12 protein-coding genes are annotated in these 16,270 nt (G+C 62.9%); 1 reads left to right on the forward strand and 11 read right to left on the reverse strand.

The features are described from left to right. Window positions 1-66: 66 nt before the first annotated feature. The 6 genes from astD to fabV all read right to left on the reverse strand — a co-directional run bounded on the left by astD (window position 67) and on the right by fabV (window position 7,668). Window positions 67-1,566 carry a succinylglutamate-semialdehyde dehydrogenase gene (astD, locus tag CLAM6_RS14660; protein ID WP_153636501.1) on the reverse strand — a complete coding sequence of 500 codons (1,500 nt, stop codon included), beginning with the start codon at window positions 1,564-1,566 and terminating at the stop codon, window positions 67-69. Window positions 1,567-1,718: 152 nt separating this feature from the next. Next, window positions 1,719-2,750, reverse strand: a complete 1,032-nt coding sequence (gene astA, locus CLAM6_RS14665; RefSeq protein ID WP_054555698.1) for an arginine N-succinyltransferase — start codon at window positions 2,748-2,750, stop codon at window positions 1,719-1,721. Further along, a complete protein-coding gene (locus tag CLAM6_RS14670; RefSeq protein ID WP_153636977.1) occupies window positions 2,750-3,811 on the reverse strand; it encodes an arginine N-succinyltransferase in 1,062 nt (353 codons plus the stop codon). Before CLAM6_RS14670 ends, astA begins: the two co-directional genes overlap by 1 nt. A 23-nt stretch (window positions 3,812-3,834) precedes the next feature. Then, on the reverse strand, window positions 3,835-5,055 hold the full coding sequence (locus CLAM6_RS14675; protein ID WP_153636502.1) for an aspartate aminotransferase family protein: 1,221 nt from the start codon (window positions 5,053-5,055) through the stop codon (window positions 3,835-3,837). A 156-nt stretch (window positions 5,056-5,211) separates the two neighbouring features. After that, window positions 5,212-6,213, reverse strand: a complete 1,002-nt coding sequence (locus tag CLAM6_RS14680) for a GlxA family transcriptional regulator (RefSeq protein ID WP_172978721.1) — start codon at window positions 6,211-6,213, stop codon at window positions 5,212-5,214. A 252-nt stretch (window positions 6,214-6,465) separates the two neighbouring features. Continuing rightward, entirely contained in the window at window positions 6,466-7,668 is a 1,203-nt protein-coding gene (fabV, locus tag CLAM6_RS14685; protein WP_043334421.1) for an enoyl-ACP reductase FabV, read from the reverse strand. 350 nt (window positions 7,669-8,018) lie between these two features. On the opposite strand from fabV, the gene CLAM6_RS14690 reads away from it, so the two are divergent. Further along, window positions 8,019-8,432, forward strand: a complete 414-nt coding sequence (locus CLAM6_RS14690) for a DUF7079 family protein (protein WP_107336043.1) — start codon at window positions 8,019-8,021, stop codon at window positions 8,430-8,432. 188 nt (window positions 8,433-8,620) lie between these two features. Here the strand turns inward: CLAM6_RS14690 and CLAM6_RS14695 are convergent, their stop codons facing one another. From CLAM6_RS14695 to CLAM6_RS14715, 5 genes are all read right to left on the reverse strand, one after another. Continuing rightward, complete coding sequence (locus tag CLAM6_RS14695; protein ID WP_153636503.1) at window positions 8,621-9,289, reverse strand: transglutaminase-like cysteine peptidase; 669 nt, start codon at window positions 9,287-9,289, stop codon at window positions 8,621-8,623. 22 nt (window positions 9,290-9,311) lie between these two features. Beyond that, window positions 9,312-11,261: a bifunctional diguanylate cyclase/phosphodiesterase gene (locus CLAM6_RS14700; RefSeq protein WP_153636504.1), complete on the reverse strand. Its 1,950-nt coding sequence runs from the start codon at window positions 11,259-11,261 to the stop codon at window positions 9,312-9,314. 66 nt (window positions 11,262-11,327) lie between these two features. Next, complete coding sequence (locus CLAM6_RS14705) at window positions 11,328-12,635, reverse strand: TolC family outer membrane protein (protein WP_082388386.1); 1,308 nt, start codon at window positions 12,633-12,635, stop codon at window positions 11,328-11,330. A 33-nt stretch (window positions 12,636-12,668) separates the two neighbouring features. Further along, window positions 12,669-14,051, reverse strand: coding sequence for an HlyD family type I secretion periplasmic adaptor subunit (locus CLAM6_RS14710; RefSeq protein ID WP_153636505.1), 1,383 nt, complete (start codon window positions 14,049-14,051; stop codon window positions 12,669-12,671). Continuing rightward, window positions 14,044-16,218, reverse strand: a complete 2,175-nt coding sequence (locus CLAM6_RS14715) for a type I secretion system permease/ATPase (protein WP_242007693.1) — start codon at window positions 16,216-16,218, stop codon at window positions 14,044-14,046. The genes CLAM6_RS14710 and CLAM6_RS14715 overlap by 8 nt, the downstream gene beginning before the upstream one ends. Between the last annotated feature and the right edge of the window lie 52 nt (window positions 16,219-16,270).

The raw sequence follows: 16,270 nt of genomic DNA on the forward strand, positions 1-16,270 counted from the left end.
CAAACAGGCACGGCGGGCGTCGTGGTCAACAATGGGTAAGCGGCAACGGTGCCCGAACGGACGGCCTTACAGACGGATACCGGCCGGCAGGTTCGCGGGCAGCGCCAGCTCCTCGGCTTCCATCGAGGCGACCGGATAGCTGACATAGTCGGCGGCGTAATAGGCGCTGGGGCGATGGTTGCCGCTGTCGCCGATGCCACCGAAGGGCGCATCGCCGGAAGCGCCGGTGGTCTGGCGGTTCCAGTTGACGATGCCCGCGCGAATGCGCAGCAGGAAGTCGTCCCAGTCAGCGCGATCGCCCCCGATCAGCCCGGCCGAGAGGCCGTAGCGGGTGTCATTGGCCAGCGCGATGGCGTCGTCCCAATCGGCGTAGCGATGGATCTTGAGCAGCGGACCGAAGAATTCCTCGTCCTCGAGCGCAAGGCCGGTGACATCGATCAGCGCCGGGCTGAGCAGACTGGTGCCCTCTTCCACCTGCTGCATGCGCACGATGACGTTGCCGCCCCGCGCTTCGAGATCGTCCTGCGCCTTGAGCAGCCCCTCGGCCGCGGCGACGCTTGCCAGGCCGCCATAGAAGGGGGCGTCCTGCGCGAACTGACCCGCCACCCGCAACTCACGCAGCGCCGTGGCCAGTGTATCGATCAGACGATCACCGACCTCGCCCTGCGGCACGATCAGGCGTCGCGCACAGGTACAGCGCTGACCGCCCGAGGCGAAGGCCGACTGGATGATCGCCAGTACCGCGGCGGCTTCATCCTGCACATCGCGCACCACCAGCGGGTTGTTGCCACCCAGTTCCAGCGCCAGCAGCTTGCCGACCTGACCGGCGAACTGACGGTGCAGCAGCTTGCCGACCTTGGCACTGCCGGTGAACAGCAGCCCATCGATGCCCTCGGACTGGGACAGGGCCTGGCCGACTTCCGCCGCGCCCTGCACCAGATTGATCACGCCGGCCGGCAGGCCCGCGGCCTCCCAGCACTGCAGGGTGAGATCGGCGGTGGCCGGGGTCAGCTCGGAGGGCTTGAACACACAGGCATTGCCCGCCAGCAGCGCCGGCACCATGTGGCCGTTGGGCAGATGGCCCGGGAAGTTGTAGGGGCCGAAGACCGCCATCACGCCGTGCGGACGGTGGCGCAGGACTGCCTGGGTGCCCGCGACATCCCTGGCACGCTCGCCGGTGCGCTCATGATAGGCCTTCACCGAGATCGCGATCTTGCCGATCATCGCGCCGACCTCGGTGCGCGCCTCCCACAGCGGCTTGCCGGTTTCGCTGGCGATGCTGACCGCCAGCGCTTCGCGATGCTGCTCCAGCTGATCGCGGAAGCGCTCCACCACCGCCAGACGCGCCTCGAAGCCCAGACGTGCCCAGGCCGGGAATGCCTGACGCGCTGCCGCGACGGCCTGCTCGACCTGCTCGGCAGTGGCAGCGGCGCCCTGCCAAAGACGTGCGTGGGAGACGGGGTCGGTCTTGGTGAAGGATGCGGCCTCGCCCGCTTGCCACGCGCCGTCGATGAAGAGCTGTTGACGCACGTTGAGTGTGGCGGGAGTCGAATTCGGAGTGGTCATGGCATGCCTCATCGAAAGGGCGCGCCGCGCGAGCGACGCTGAACAAGGAGATCACGGGGCAGTTGGCGATCTGCCCCGCTGATGGCAAAAGGACGCAAGGCGGTGTGCGCCTGCGAGGTGGCGCGAAGAAGCGGATGCCCGTGGCGGACGCTTCAGCCGGCCAGCACACGCAGCGTGTCACCGCCGGTGACGCCGAGGCGTTCGGCCTCATCACGGTGCAGACGCACATGGCAGGCGCCGGAGTCGTCCCGGGTGACGTCGTGACTGATCCAGCTGGCACGGAAGTCGGCCATGCCGGTGGTGGCGGCCATCACGGCGGGACGCTCGCAGGCCGGGGCATCACCCGCGATGACCTCGACACTCGCCAGTTGGCTGTCACGCACGGCACGCACATCATCGATATAGGCCTCGACCGTCGGGCCGCCATCGAAGATGTCGACGTAGCCTTCCCAGCGCAGCCCTTCCTTCTTGAGCATCGCCACCGCCGGTCGGGTGTGCTCATGCACCTGCCCGATGGCGGCCCGTGCGGGCTCGGAGAGAAACGGCGTATAGATCGGGAACTTGGGCATCAGCTCGCCGATGAAGCTCTTCTGGCCCATGCCGGTGAGGCGGTCGGCCTCATTGAAGTCCATCGGGAAGAAGTGGCTGCCCAGACACTCCCAGAACGGGCTGCGCCCTTCGGGCGTGAAGACACCGCGCATCTCGGCCAGCACCTTGTCGGGGAAGGCCGCGCGGAACTGGGCCATGAACAGCCAGCGCACCTTGGAGAGCAGCGCGCCGTTGCGGTCCTTGCGCCAGCCTTCACGCAGGAACAGCGAGCAGACCTCGGCATCACCGGTGTGGTCGGAGCACAGCGTAAGCGTATCCAGGGTGCGATGCAGATCGAGCTGCACCGAGGAGTGCGCCAGCGAACCGAGGCGATAGTGATAGAACGGCGCGTCGGTGCCCACGCAGGCCTCGATGGCACAGCAGCCCGCGATGCTGCCATCGCGATCATCCTCGAGCACGAAGAAGTACAGACGATCATCGCTGGGTTCGCGGCCCTCGAAGGCGGCCAGAGTGCGCTCTATCTTGGCGCTGAGAAACTCATGATTGTCCGGCAGCGAGGTGAAGCCGACACCGGTTTCCCGCGCCAATACCTTGAGGCCTTCGATATCGTGTCGAGCGATAGGACGAATGCGCATTACAACTCTCCCTCATCCATCGTCGGCAATGGCATCGGCACGGCAAGCACCGCACGCCCCTCTTCCACGCCCAGCACCTCGGCCTGCTGTGGCGTCAGCATCAGCTGGCCGGTCGGCGTCAGGGCATAGCGCGCCAGCACACAGCGGAAATCGCCGAGACGCTGGTTGGCCACCATCGCCGGCACCGCATCCGGCAGGCTTTCCTGCGGACGGATACGCACCGGATGCCAACCGCACTGCTTGAAGGTGTGCAGACGCTCGCACTCCGCCAGCAGCAAGGGGCCGGCATCGAAGATGTCGACATGACGCGAGCGCGAGAAGCCCTCGGCGAGCATCTCCTGCATGGCGTACTCATGGCGCGGGTTCTCACGCCCGATGGCGGCGCGCGCCTGGGGGGTGAGCAGCGGCAGATAGAGCGGGAACGGCGGCATGACCTCGGCGATGAAGCTCTTGGAGCGCACCCCTGCCATCTGATTGATTTCATTGAAATCACGATCAAAGAAGTGCTGACCGACGCTGTCCCAGAACGGGCTGACCTGACGCTCGTCGCGCGTTTCCAGATAGCCCGGGAAGGCCACCGCCAGTTCGGTGGCGAAGCGCTCCGGGTACTGGGCGATGAACATCAGGCGTGCGCGGCGCAGCAGGCTGTCCGCATCCGTCTCGCGGTAGCGGGCATCCAGCGACAGCGCGCACAGCAGCGTGGCATCCGACACCTCATGCGACAGCGACAGCGTCTGCACTTCGTGCCGCACGTTGAGCTGCTGCGAGGCGTGGATCAGCGTCTCCTGACGATAGGTGTAGTAAGCCTCCCGCGCGCCAGCCTCGGCGCGCAGCGAGGCGGTACCGACCACTTCGCCGGTATCGAGATCTTCCAGCACGAAGCAGTAGATCTCGTCGCCCGGGAAGTCGATCTCGGCGCGCAGACTGCGCTGGGAGCGCATAATGCGCTCCTCGAGGCGGTCACGATGTGCCGGCAGATTGGTCAGGCGAGGCGTTGCCGTGGCCGCGAGCCGCTCGAGGGCGAGCAGATCGCGGCTTTCGGCAGGCCGCACCACCAGCATCGGGGCACTGCTCATGGCGCTGCTCATGCAGATGCAGAGGCGGCGACGAAGTTCGCCACGGCGCGGTCGAGCTTGTCGAGACCGCTCTGGATCTCCTCTTCGCTGATCACCAGCGACGGCGCCAGACGCAGCACGTCAGGACCGGCGATCAGCACCATCAGGCCTTCTTCCATCGCCAGGTTGAGAATGTCCTTGGCACGCCCCGCGTAGTCCGGCGCCATCTGGGCACCGATCAACAGGCCCATGCCACGCACTTCCTTGAAGACACCGTGACGCTTGGCGATGCCTTCCAGGCCGTTGCGCAGCAACGCGTGGCGGTGCGCGACACCGTCGAGGGTTTCCGGGGTGTCGATGGTCTCGAGCGCCGCCAGACCCACGGCACACGCCAGCGGGTTGCCGCCGTAGGTGGAACCGTGAGTGCCGATGGCCATGGCCGGTGCGATGCGATCGGTGGTCAGCATGGCGCCCAGCGGGAAGCCGCCGCCGATGCCCTTGGCGGTGGTCAGGATGTCCGGCACCACACCGAAGTGCTGGTAGGCGTACAGGTGGCCGGTACGCCCGGCACCGCTCTGGACTTCATCAAAGATCAGCAGCGCATCGTGCTGGTCGCACAGCTCACGCAGTCCTTCCAGGAAAGCCTGCTCGCCCGGGATGATGCCACCCTCGCCCTGCAGTGGCTCGACGATGATCGCGCAGGTGTCATCGCCCATCAGCTCGCGCACGGAGTCGAGATTGTTGAATTCGGCGTGCTGGATGCCGCCCGGAATCGGCCCGAAGCCCTGGGAATACTTGGGCTGGCCACCGACGCTGACGGTGAAGAAGGTGCGGCCATGGAAGGACTGACGGAAGGAGATGATCTTGTCCTTCTTCTCGCCATGGGTGTCGTGGGCGAAACGACGCGCCAGCTTGAGCGCGGCTTCGTTGGCCTCACCACCGGAGGAGCAGAAGTAGACCTTGTCGGCGAAGGTGCGCTCGGTCAGCGCCTTGGCCAGCGCCAGTGCCGGCTCGTTGGTGTAGACGTTGGACAGGTGCCAGACCTTGTCGGCCTGGTCCTTGAGCGCCTTGACCAGCGCCGGGTGGCAGTGACCCAGCGAGGTGACGGCGATGCCACCGGCGAAGTCGATGTACTCGCGACCTTCCTGATCCCACAGACGGCTACCCTCGCCGCGTACCGGAATGGCAGCCTGGGGTGCGTAGTTGGGCACCATGGCATGGTCGAAATCGGCACGGGTCAGCTGGGTCATCGTCTCTTCCTCATCGCGGGGTCTTGGCGTGGCCGGCCGATGATCGGCAAGCCACGGGTCATGACACTCGAGTATAGGGAGGCGAGATGACAAAGACTTTCAGCGAAAGGACGACGACTTATGTCAGGAGGCGACTTTTGTCATCCAGGGCAGGTGTCAGGCCTGCAACATGAGACGTTCGTCGCGGGGGCTGCGCCCGAAATGGTTGCGAAACGCCGTGGAGAAGTGAGCGGCGCTGGAAAAGCCGGTGGCCAGCGCGATCTCACCGATCGGCTGATCGCTCTCGCGCAGCAGCTGGCGCGAACGCGCCAGACGCAGATCCAGATAGTAGCGGCTGGGCACCGCCTGCAGATGCTTCTTGAACAGCCGCTCCAGCTGACGCCGCGAGATGCCGAGGTGCTCGCCGATCTCGTGGGTGGACAGCGGCTCCTCGATATTGGCCTCCATCAGCGTCACGGCCTCCACCAGCGGCTGGGGCGCATGGGCGAAACGGTTCTTGAGCGGCACGTGCTGCGGCTCGTCCGCCAGCCGGATGCGCTCGCAGACGAAGTGCTCGGAGACCTTCTCGGCCAGCGCACGACCATGCTGCTGAGCGATCAGCGTCATCATCATGTCCATCGCCGCGGTACCACCGCCGCAGGTGACACGATCGCGGTCCAGCTCATAAAGCTGATGGGAGACGTTGACCTGCGGGAAGTCGCGGCGGAAGGATTCGGCGCGCTGCCAGTGGATCGTCGCACGATAGCCATCGAGCAACCCGGCGCGGGCCAGCTCACGAGTGCCGGTGGAGATGCCGCCCAGCATCACGCCACGCTCGGCCAGTCGCTTGAGCCAGGCCAGCAGCGCGGGATTCGAGGCTACCTCCTGCAGGCTCGCCTCGCCCGCCGGCTGAGCACCGCACACGAACAGGGCGTCCAGATGACGCGAATCGCTGGCGACCAGACTGTCCGGCGAGAGACTCAAGCCCGCCGCGGACGCCACGCCACGCCCGTCAAGCGCGAAGGTGACGGCCCGATAGAGTGTCTGCCCCGCGAGCTGGTTGGCTACCTGCAGGGGCTCCAGCGCACAGGCCTGGGACAACAACGAGAAGCCGGGCAGCAGCACGAAGCCTATCTGGCGTTGCTGGGCCTGGGGGGAAACCAGTGAATCCACGGGCATGAGTGTGAGTCGAGGTCCGTCGCGTGAGGGTGGCGCCATATTGTGCCATGCCTCTGGCACTTGTGCCTGGCCCTCACTGGCATGACGCTCGAGATGAGGCCGCCAAACGCGACGACGCCACCCCGAAGGATGGCGTCGTCAGTGCTCAACGTGCAGTGCTCAGCGGGCAGCGCTCAGGTCTCAGTGGGCAGCGTTTAGCGAGCTGCCAAGACCTCTGCGCTTATGCCGAGGCGCGCTTATATTGAGGCGCTCTTACATCTGAACGACATCGAACTCGACATCGGTGGCGACATCGGCATCGTAGTCGACGTCGTCACGGGTGAAACCGAACAGCTTCAAGAATTCCTGCTTGTAGCTGGCGTAGTCGGTGATGTCGAACAGGTTGTCGCTGGTGACCTGCGGCCACAGCTCCTGACAGGCCTGCTGGACGTCGTCCTTCAGCTCCCAGTCGTCAAGACGCAGACGGCCGGACTCGTCGGTGGCGATCTCGCCTTCGCCATAGAAGCGCTCGGCGTAGAAGCGGTTGAGCTGCTCGATGGTGCCTTCGTGCAGGCCCTTCTCCTTCATGATCTTGTAGACCATGGAGATGTAGAGCGGCATGACCGGGATCGCGGCGCTGGCCTGGGTAACCACGGACTTGAGCACGGCCACGTGGGCACGACCGCCCTTGGCGGACAGCTTCTCGTGGATGCTGCCGGCGGCGCGGTCCAGATCTTCCTTGGCGCGACCCAGCGCACCGTGCCAGTAGATCGGCCAGGTGATCTCGGTGCCGATGTAGCTGAAGGCGACGGAGCGGGCGCCCTCAGCTAGCACGCCGGCGTCGTCCAGCGCCTGCATCCACAGCTCCCAATCCTGACCACCCATAACGGTGACGGTATCTTCGATTTCCTGCTCGGTGGCCGGCTCGACCTCCGCTTCGATGATGGTGTCCTTGTTGGTGTCGATGGCAGTCGCGCGGTAGGTCTCGCCGATCGGCTTGAGCACGGAGCGCTTCACTTCACCGCTGTCCGGCAGCTTGCGCACCGGAGAGGCCAGCGAGTAGACGACGAGGTCGACTTCACCCATGTTGGCCTTGATCAGTTCGATGGCCTTGGCGCGTGTCTCGTGGGAGAAGGCATCGCCGTTGATGGCCTGGCTGTAGAGGCCTTCCTGCTTGGCGAACTTGTCGAAGGCGGCAGAGTTGTACCAGCCTGCGGTGCCGGCCTTCTTCTCGGTGCCCGGCTTCTCGAAGAACACGCCCAGGGTATCGGCGCCATAACCGAAGGCTGCCGTGATGCGTGCCGCGAGGCCATAGCCACTGGAAGAACCGATCACCAGCACCTTCTTCGGACCACCGTCACGCTTGTCACCGACTGTCTTGCGGGTGATGGCGATCTGCTCGGCGACATTCTGCTCGCAGCCCTTGGGATGTGTGGTGGTGCAGATGAAGCCACGAACCTTGGGTTTGATGATCACGTAAAGAACCTCGTTTGCTGTTGGCCCGGCGTGTACCCGCCGATGCGATACTCGCTTCACCCTGACAGCAGGCAATGGCCGTCCTTGGATGGTGAAGCGTATCGTGAAATAGGGCGTTCGAATCCCGTAAAGCAGGCTCAGTGCCAGCTCATGGGCGCTATTCTAGCGGCTGTCGGCGACGCTGTCCGCCCTGCCGTCATGATCCGCCATCTGCCTGCATATCACTGGAGCCAGCCGCGGCGGCTGCCGTATCATGTAGGCCTTTTCGCACACTGCCATTCCACTGCCGTCCTGCATTCGCCGCTGATTGCCAGCCGCACTGTCCGACAGGCTCTGCCCAGGATGTTTTCATGAACGATCAGAACGCTCACCTCGCCCCCGATGTGGCCGCCCTGCTCGAGCGCCGACAGGACATCTGGCTGGCGCTGTCTCCACTGTGGCTGGAGCGCGAACCGCGTGAAGCCGAGTATCAGCACATGGCAGAAGTCGTCGAAGCCCAGGGGCTGAGCTTCCAGGAACTGGAAAAGCTCTATCGCCTGGAGATGGCCCCGGTACTGGTGCGAGAACAGGTCAGCATGACGCCCAACTTCAAGGGCTTCGATGACAGCCAGCTACTGTCACGCCTGCTGCAGCATACGCATCGTCTGACACGTGGCCGGCGCATGTTCTGGCTGCTGTTTTCGGGGCTGGCCACGATGCCGAGTCGCCATCGCTACGGCAATCTGCTCGAGATCCTGCACCTGCGCGGCAATACGCCCCGCTAGCGCGCCCCGCAATCTGCACGGTGAAGCTCGCAAGGGCTCTGGCCTGCAACGCCCGAATGGCAAGACACCCCGCGACCGGAAGGTCACGGGGTGTCTTGTCGTGCTGTCGTGCTGTCGTGCTTGGTAGTGCTTGGTAGTGCTTGGCAGAGCTCAACCATCATTCCTCGAGGGGGCCTACGCCGCCGGGCTCATGGTCGTTTGTGGCGCGGCACTCTCAGCACCCCTTGTGCGCGGCGCTTCTGCCAATCAGACAGACTTGAAAGGCCTCGGCTGTCGCTGATGCGCTTGCCCCCTTCCAGACGTTTGCTCATCCACAGCGCACTGCCATTGAAACTGTAGATAGGCAGCAGGTCCGTGCGCTCACTGGCCGGCAGGATGGAACTGTTCAGGTTGTCCAGTACATCAGGATTGCGCGTATTGGCGCCCTGATAGGTCACGACCATGTGGAACTGGTTTAGGCTGAGCGCCTTGACGTAGTGCAGACGCAGGCGGTCTTCCGGTACGCCAAGCTCGCGTAGAGTCAGGTACTTGGCCATGGCGAAGTCATCGCAATCACCGGCCCCTGCCCCCAGAAACTCCTGCGGCGTCGCCCAGTAATCGGTCGCTCCCCAGACGCTGAGGTCATCGGTGAAGTTGAGACGATTGAAGAAATCGTTCACTTCGCTCAACTGACGCCTGACCGGCGCGCCCTCCAGACGCTGCAACAGTTGCTGCCATTGCTGCACACGATTCCAGCCACCTGTCCCGTAGATCTGGATGAACTGGCGGGAATCCACCGCCTGTGCCAGACCCGCACCGAGCGACAACGCCAGCAGCACCCCGACCGCAAGACCCTCCCACCAGCGGCGATGATTCATGTCGAGGCACCCTGAATGTCACTTAGCGAGGCATATCTTCTGCTGGATTGGCGAGCCTTGCCATGACATCGACTGCCGGTGACACGAAGCCCTGATAGCCATCTGCGCCCAGCGACATCGCCCGCTCCTGATCCGCCTCGGACTCGACGCGGGTCACGATGACCTGCGACTCGACCTGATGCGCGGTCATGCACAGACTCTGCAACAGCTCGGTGTCGACGTCTTCACGCTTGAAGAACGCCTGGTCGATCTTGACGTAATCAGGCCGCAGCGCCGACAGATAGCTGAGCTCCTTCAGCTCTCGGGCGAAGCGGTCGATGCCGCCCCGCGCCCCCAGACGACGAGCATGTCGGAACAGCATCTTGATACGCTCCTGATGCCTGAGGGCGATGCTTTCGGACACCTCGATATCCAGACGCTTGCACAGGCGCGGATGCGCCGCCAACCAGTTGAGCAGACCAATATAACTGGCTTCATCGTCGAAGGTTTCTTCGGTCAGGTTGAGCGCCAGCCTGGGCACTTCAATCCTGTCGATATAGGACGCCAGCCACTCCAGAGCGCGCAGATCGAACTGCGCCCCCATGCGGAAATGGCGAATCACGGGCAGGAAATCACCCGCACGATGCAGTTCATCACCATCGCGCAGACGGGCAAACAGCTCGCGGTGAAGCTCACCACCATCATTGAGCAACACCGGCTGAGCGACGAAATCGAGTCCCTTGGGGGAATCCAGGGCCTTTTCGATGATCTCGCGCCACTCGCCTCGCGGACGCGCACGGCCGCCCGCAGGGGCCAGCTCCACGCCCGATCCTTGCTCTATGGCCTGACGAAGCGTGGCATCTGCAACGGCATACATCTGGGTACGCTGCATGCCCGGCTCACGCCGAACGGCGCCAAGGGCACAGTTCTCCGGCGGAGTATCCACCAGCGGATTGGCATCCAGCAGGTTGTCGATGTCCTCCGCCAATAGCGTGAGAAACTCCTGAAGCCGAGTCTCGTCGGTTTCCGGCAGCAACAGGCCAAAATCGCTATTGGCCAGACGCGCGGCAATGATCGCCTCACCCGCCAGTTCGCGATCTTCAAGCTTGCGCGCGATGGCTTTCACCAGGGCGTCACGCCCCTTGTAGCCCTGCTCGCGATACACCACCTCGATATGCGACACGCGCAGCAGCGCGAAGCTGCCACCCATCGGCTCGCTCAGCCACTCATCGACCGCTCGATTCAAATAGCCGCGGTTGCCAAGCCCCGATACCGAGTCTTCTTCCGCCTGGCGCTGCAGACGCGCCAACTGCGCGGCCTGAGCCTCGAACTGGGTCTGCAGGCGCTGTCCAAGACGATTGACCGCCGAGGTGATGCCCTTGAGCTCCGCCACGCTGGTCTCTTCCAGCGGCGCGTCGAAGCGCTGTGTCTCCATCTCATTGAGGCGAGACGAGAGGCGCTCCAGCGGGCGCAGCAGACGGCGCATGACCAATGAGGCAATCAGCAGCGTGATCAGGCCGCCCAGCAACAGCCACAGCGCCAGACGCTTGGCCAGCTGCCAGAGCTGGTCATAGCCCTGGGCGGATTCGCCGGTCAGGCTGATCGTGCCCAGCGACGCCCAGCCACCCGGCAGCTCGCGGCTCGCCGATTCCACCGGCATGGGAATCAGGTCACGAAACCACTGCGGGGCCAGACTCTCGCGCACGACATTGAAAGCGATGGGTGTCGCGATGGCCACGCTCTCCAGCCTGGCATCGCGCACATGGCCTCCATCCACCGTGGCACGTATCAGGGCTTCGGCACTGGCGGCATCGCCAAGCTCTACATGTGGCACCAGCGCGAGACTCAGGCTCTGGGCGAGATTCGAGAGTTCGACGCGTTGTCGTTCGGCCAATGCATCACGGGTGTTGTTGACCTGGATGAAGAAGATACCGAGGGAGAACCCCAACAATACCAGCAACATCAAGGTAAACAGGCGGCGCGAAAGACTCATCTGATTTCCTCATCAACCATCAGCATGGCAACGGCGCACCCAGGGTTCAGGAGCGCCGTGGGTGGCTTAGCCCTGTTGTTGGACGGGGACGGCAACATTCATGGAATCCAGCAGAGCGCCGGTCGCCGACAGCAGGCGATAGTTGGCGGTTTCCAGATCAAAACGGGCGCGAATCAGGTTCTGTTGAGAGGTGAACAGCTCACTCTCGCTATCCAGAAGGTCCAGCAATGTGCGGCGCCCGATATCGAATTGCTTGCGATAACTCTCGCGGGTATCGGTCGCGGCACGCACATAACTTTCCAGGTAATCTATCTGACGCTTGAGGTTCTCGCGGGCATTCCATGCCAGACGAATCTCGTCACGCACATCGCGCATCACGCGATCATTGTCGTGCTCGACCGCTTCCAGCGCTGCCTGACGACCGCGGATCTCGGATTGATCACGTCCGCCACGATACAGGTTGTAGCGCATGACCAGTTCGACGCTCCAGTCGTCTGACTTGCTCTTGTCCTGATCATAATCATTGTCCAGCGTGCGATTGCCCTCGAGACTGAACTCGGGGTAGTTATCGCCCTTCTCGGCGTTCACTTCATGGCGGGCAGCATCAATGGAGACCCGCGCTGCTGCCAACAGCGGGTTGCGCTGATTGGCCTGCACGTAGGCGCTCTCGACATCCTCGCTGAGCAGGCTGGTGTCGATGCCCGGCATGCTGAGGTCCGACGGCATCTCGCCCACCAGACGCAGATAGGCAGAGCGGGAATCCTCGAGATTGTTGATCGATGACAGCACGCTGGCTTCGGCATTGGCCAGACGACCATCCACCTGACGCACGTCACTGCGCGCACCAAGGCCGGATTCCGCACGCCGCCCGATATCATTCGAGATACGACGGTGAGCCTCGAGATTGGCTTGTGCATACTTGAGAATCAGCTCATCACGCATGACCTGCAGATAGGCACCGGCCGTATCCAGCGCGATGTCATTGGCCTCGGCCGCGACCTGCAGGCGCTGGTAGTCCGCCTCTGTCTCGGCCTGGCGAATGCGCTCGATTGTCGTGTTGCCGTCCCAGAGCAGCTGACGGATGGTCAGATCAAGGCGCGTGTAATCGTGCCAGTCGTCATCGTCATTGACGCCGTCATCTTCCGAGTCGAACTTGCCATATCCCAGACGACCGGTCAGATCCACCGTCGGGCGATACGCCCCGCGCTGGGTTTCCGCTTCTTCGAGTCGCTGGATGTGACGTGAAACCTGAACGCGCGTGCGCGGGTTTTCCATTACCGCTCGGGATACGGCCTCTTCAAGAGTCGCAGCCGAAGCCTGAACGCCAAACCCCATCCCTGCGGCGATGCTCAACGCCAAGAGTGTCTTTTTCATTATGAGTTACCCTCGAATCCATCAAATCCTTGATCAACGTTCACGCAAGGCACCTTGCCTGGCGCGCAGAATCGGCTTCATCAGATATTGCAGTACGGTCTGATTGCCAGTGATCACATCGACACTGGCCTGCATGCCCGGGATGATCGTGAGCGGATCCGAGTCACTGCCAAGGTGGTTCTGCTCCGTCAGCACCTTGATCTCGTAGAAACTGTTGCCTTCTTCATCCTGCACAGTATCCGCACTGATCTGATCGACCTTGCCTTCCAACCCACCGTAGATGGTGAAATCGTAGGCAGATAACTTGACGACGGCCGGCTGTCCGATTCTCAGGAAGCCGATGTCCTTGGGAGCGACTCGCGCCTGAACCAGCAGCTGATCCTCGATGGGAACGATCTCCATCAGGTCTTCCCCGGGCTCGATGACGCCGCCTATGGTATTGATATTCAGCGTCTTGATGGCGCCCTGAACCGGAGAGGTCACCAAAGTACGATCGAGTCGGTCCTGAAGACTGGTGCGCCCCTCACGCAAGCGACCCAGATCTGCCTGGGTCTTGGCGAGTTCTTCCGCGGCACGTGAGCGGAATTCCTGCGCGACGCCGACCCGATTCGAGATGGCCTCATCCAGCTCCGATTGCTTGCCCGGCACGGCCAGGCGCGCCGATTCAAGATCCCCCCGCAGGTCGTTGACCTCACGCTGGATCTTGAGAAGGTCCACCTGAGAGACCACGCCCTCTCGTACCAGTGGGGCCGTCATGCCGAGCTCGCGACGTGACAGTTGATAGCTGCGCTCGAGACTGTTGATGCGCGATCTCAACTCACGCAACTCCTGCTCTTTCTGCAGAATCTGTTCACGCGCGCCATTGAGGCCACTGTTGAGCTGATTCAGATGCGTGCGATATGCCGTCATCGCACGCGACACCAGAGCGGGACTGCGCGCCTTGAATTCTTCGTCGAAGGGCAACTCGATATTCTTCACGCTCACCTGATCCTTCCAGGCATCCGCGGAGGCGTTGACCTCGATGGAATCAAGCTCGGTGTCGTACTGCATGATGGTGGCCTGCAGGCCATCGAGGGTCGAGACACGCTCGCGCAGATCGGAACCTGCGCTGGTGTCATCGATGCGCAGCAGTGGCTCCCCCGCCGAGACGACCTGACCTTCCTTGATATAGATCTCGCGCACGATACCGCCTTCCAGGTTCTGGACGACCTGCAAGTGCGTCGAGGGCACGACCTTGCCGGACCCGCGCGTGACGACCTCCAGACTCGCCTGGCTAGCCCAGATGATGAAGATGACCACGAATGCGAGCACCATCCAGATCAGGATGCGCGACTTCCAGGGAGTCGCCAGCAACACGGCCGAGCTGACATCGTCGAGATGGTGAAGGTCACGCTGCTCAATCGGTGCCTTAGCCACGATTCACCTCCTGCTTGCGCCCGGCGACACGGCCTTCATTCAGGGCGCTCAGCACCTGCTGTTTGGGACCATCGGCGACGATGCGCCCTCCTTCCATGACGATGACGCGGTCTACCACGTCGAGCATGCTGCTCTTGTGAGTGACCAGCACCAGCGTCTGGCTGCGTGGCAGGGACTTGAGCATTCTGCGCAGGCGCAGCTCGGCGCGGTTATCCATGTGCGAACCGGGCTCATCGAGCAGCAAGAGCGGAGGACGCATCAAGAGTGCGCGTGCCAGCAAGACCGTCTGACGCTGACCGCTGGAGAGCATGCGCCCACCCTCACCCACCTGACGGTCCAGTCCTTCAGGGTGATGACGAGTGAATTCGGTCACACCGGAGGCATCAGCCGCGAGTTCGACCTGTACGTCACTGGCATGTGGTTGGCCGAGGGTGATGTTGTCGCGAATGGAGCCGAAGAACAGTGAACTGTCCTGGCCCGCATGGCCGATATGCCGACGTACATCGGCGGGATGCAGCTGATTGAGATCCAGTCCATCGATTCGAACGCTGCCCGCCGTGGCGCGATACAGGCCAGAGACAAGACGCTGCAAGGTACTCTTGCCAGCACCGATACGCCCAATGATCGCGATCCTCTCACCTGGGTTGATGGTCAGTGAGATATCCGACACGGCTGGCGGCGTGTTCGGCGCATAGGCAAAGCCGACGCGGTCGAATTCGATGCGCATCTGCAGGTGCTCGCGGTGAACGTAACGACGATCTTCCGACTCTTCCGGCAATGCCATGATCTGCTCAAGCGCACTCATGGCACTGCGAGTCTGGCCGATGCGTGTGATCAGCAACGCCAACTGCCCCAGCGGCTGCAACGCTCGCCCGGACAGCATGACCGCGGCGATCAAGCCACCGACAGACAGGCGTGCATCCGCGATCAGATAGACCCCGAACACGACCAGCGCCACCGTGGTGGCCTGTGTCAGCGACATGCTCAACGAGCTGACAGAGGTCGTCAGGTTGCGGCTTTTCACCCCCCAATGCGCGATCTGCCCGACGGCACGTTCATATCGGCGCTGGGTTTCGCCCTGAGCATTGGCCAGTTTGAGGCTCTCGAGGCCGGAGACCGCTTCGACGAGGCGCGCATTGCGCTCCGTCGCCAGGCGCGACCCCTGCTCGATGCTGCTGCGCAGCGGCTTCTGGATCGCCAGACTGTAGACAAGCAGGATCACGAGCGCGGCGAAGGGCACCAGAACCAATGGCCCCGCCACGATCCAGATCACCAGCAGGAACAGCAGGGCAAACGGCAGATCGACCAGGGTGGTCAGGGTCGCGGAGGTAAAGAACTCGCGGATCGAATCAAACTCCTGCAGGTGCTTCACATAGCCACCGACGGAGCCGGGACGCGCTTCCATCCGCAGGTTCATGGTCTTGGAGAAGAGCTTCGAGGTCAGCAACACCTCGGACTTCTTGCCGGCCGTGTCCATGAAGTAGGCACGTGTCTGGCGCATCACGAAGTCGAACACCATGATGATCGCCATACCCGTCGCCAAGACCCACAGTGTGTTGAAGGCCAGGTTGGGCACGACCTTGTCATAGGCGTTCATCACGAACAGTGGCGATGCAACGGCAAACAGATTGATCAATATCGACGCCAGAATCACGTCACGATAGATCGGCCGCGACAGCTTCAGCGTTGACCAGAACCAATGGCCATCGCTCTGCTTGAGCGTTTCCGGTGCGCGTTCATCAAAGCGGTGCTCCTGCTTGAGATAGACGACACGCCCATCATGACGCTCAGTCAGTGACTCGATGTCCACCAGCTCATCACCATCGGCCTCAGGCTGATGAATCCTGGCCTTGCCTGCGTCGTTGTCGACCTCCAGCAAGACGACAGCACGCTCTTCCTTGAGTATGAGAATGCACGGCATCAGCATGTCGCTGATGGCCGTGATCTGCTGGTTGACCAGTTTGGCACTCAGACTGGCACGTGCCGCGGCACGACTGACAAGCGCCAGGGGAAGACGGCCTTCCTCCATGGGAAGGCCATCGACCAGCACTGCTGCAGATCTGGGATTGCCGTGGTAACGCGCCATGAAGACCAGCGCATTGAGAAGGGGGTCGCCCTCCCTCTCGCCAACGGGCTCCGGTCTTAATGGCGTGGGTTGATCGCTCAACCTGTCCTCCTTAGTAGGGCACTTCGCAGATGTCTCTACGGCAAAGTCTAAT

It is taken from the genome of Cobetia sp. AM6, assembly GCF_009617955.1.
Lineage (GTDB): Bacteria > Pseudomonadota > Gammaproteobacteria > Pseudomonadales > Halomonadaceae > Cobetia > Cobetia amphilecti.

Bases quoted from the DNA above. Each gene is read 5' to 3' on its own strand.
- astA (WP_054555698.1), bottom strand. From the start codon at position 2,750: ATGCGCATTCGTCCTATCGCTCGACACGATATCGAAGGCCTCAAGGTA.
- CLAM6_RS14700 (WP_153636504.1), bottom strand. From the start codon at position 11,261: ATGAGTCTTTCGCGCCGCCTGTTTACCTTGATGTTGCTGGTATTGTTG.
- CLAM6_RS14675 (WP_153636502.1), bottom strand. From the start codon at position 5,055: ATGACCCAGCTGACCCGTGCCGATTTCGACCATGCCATGGTGCCCAAC.
- CLAM6_RS14695 (WP_153636503.1), bottom strand. From the start codon at position 9,289: ATGAATCATCGCCGCTGGTGGGAGGGTCTTGCGGTCGGGGTGCTGCTG.
- astD (WP_153636501.1), bottom strand. From the start codon at position 1,566: ATGACCACTCCGAATTCGACTCCCGCCACACTCAACGTGCGTCAACAG.
- CLAM6_RS14705 (WP_082388386.1), bottom strand. From the start codon at position 12,635: ATGAAAAAGACACTCTTGGCGTTGAGCATCGCCGCAGGGATGGGGTTT.
- CLAM6_RS14680 (WP_172978721.1), bottom strand. From the start codon at position 6,213: ATGCCCGTGGATTCACTGGTTTCCCCCCAGGCCCAGCAACGCCAGATA.
- CLAM6_RS14690 (WP_107336043.1), top strand. From the start codon at position 8,019: ATGAACGATCAGAACGCTCACCTCGCCCCCGATGTGGCCGCCCTGCTC.
- CLAM6_RS14670 (WP_153636977.1), bottom strand. From the start codon at position 3,811: ATGCTGGTGGTGCGGCCTGCCGAAAGCCGCGATCTGCTCGCCCTCGAG.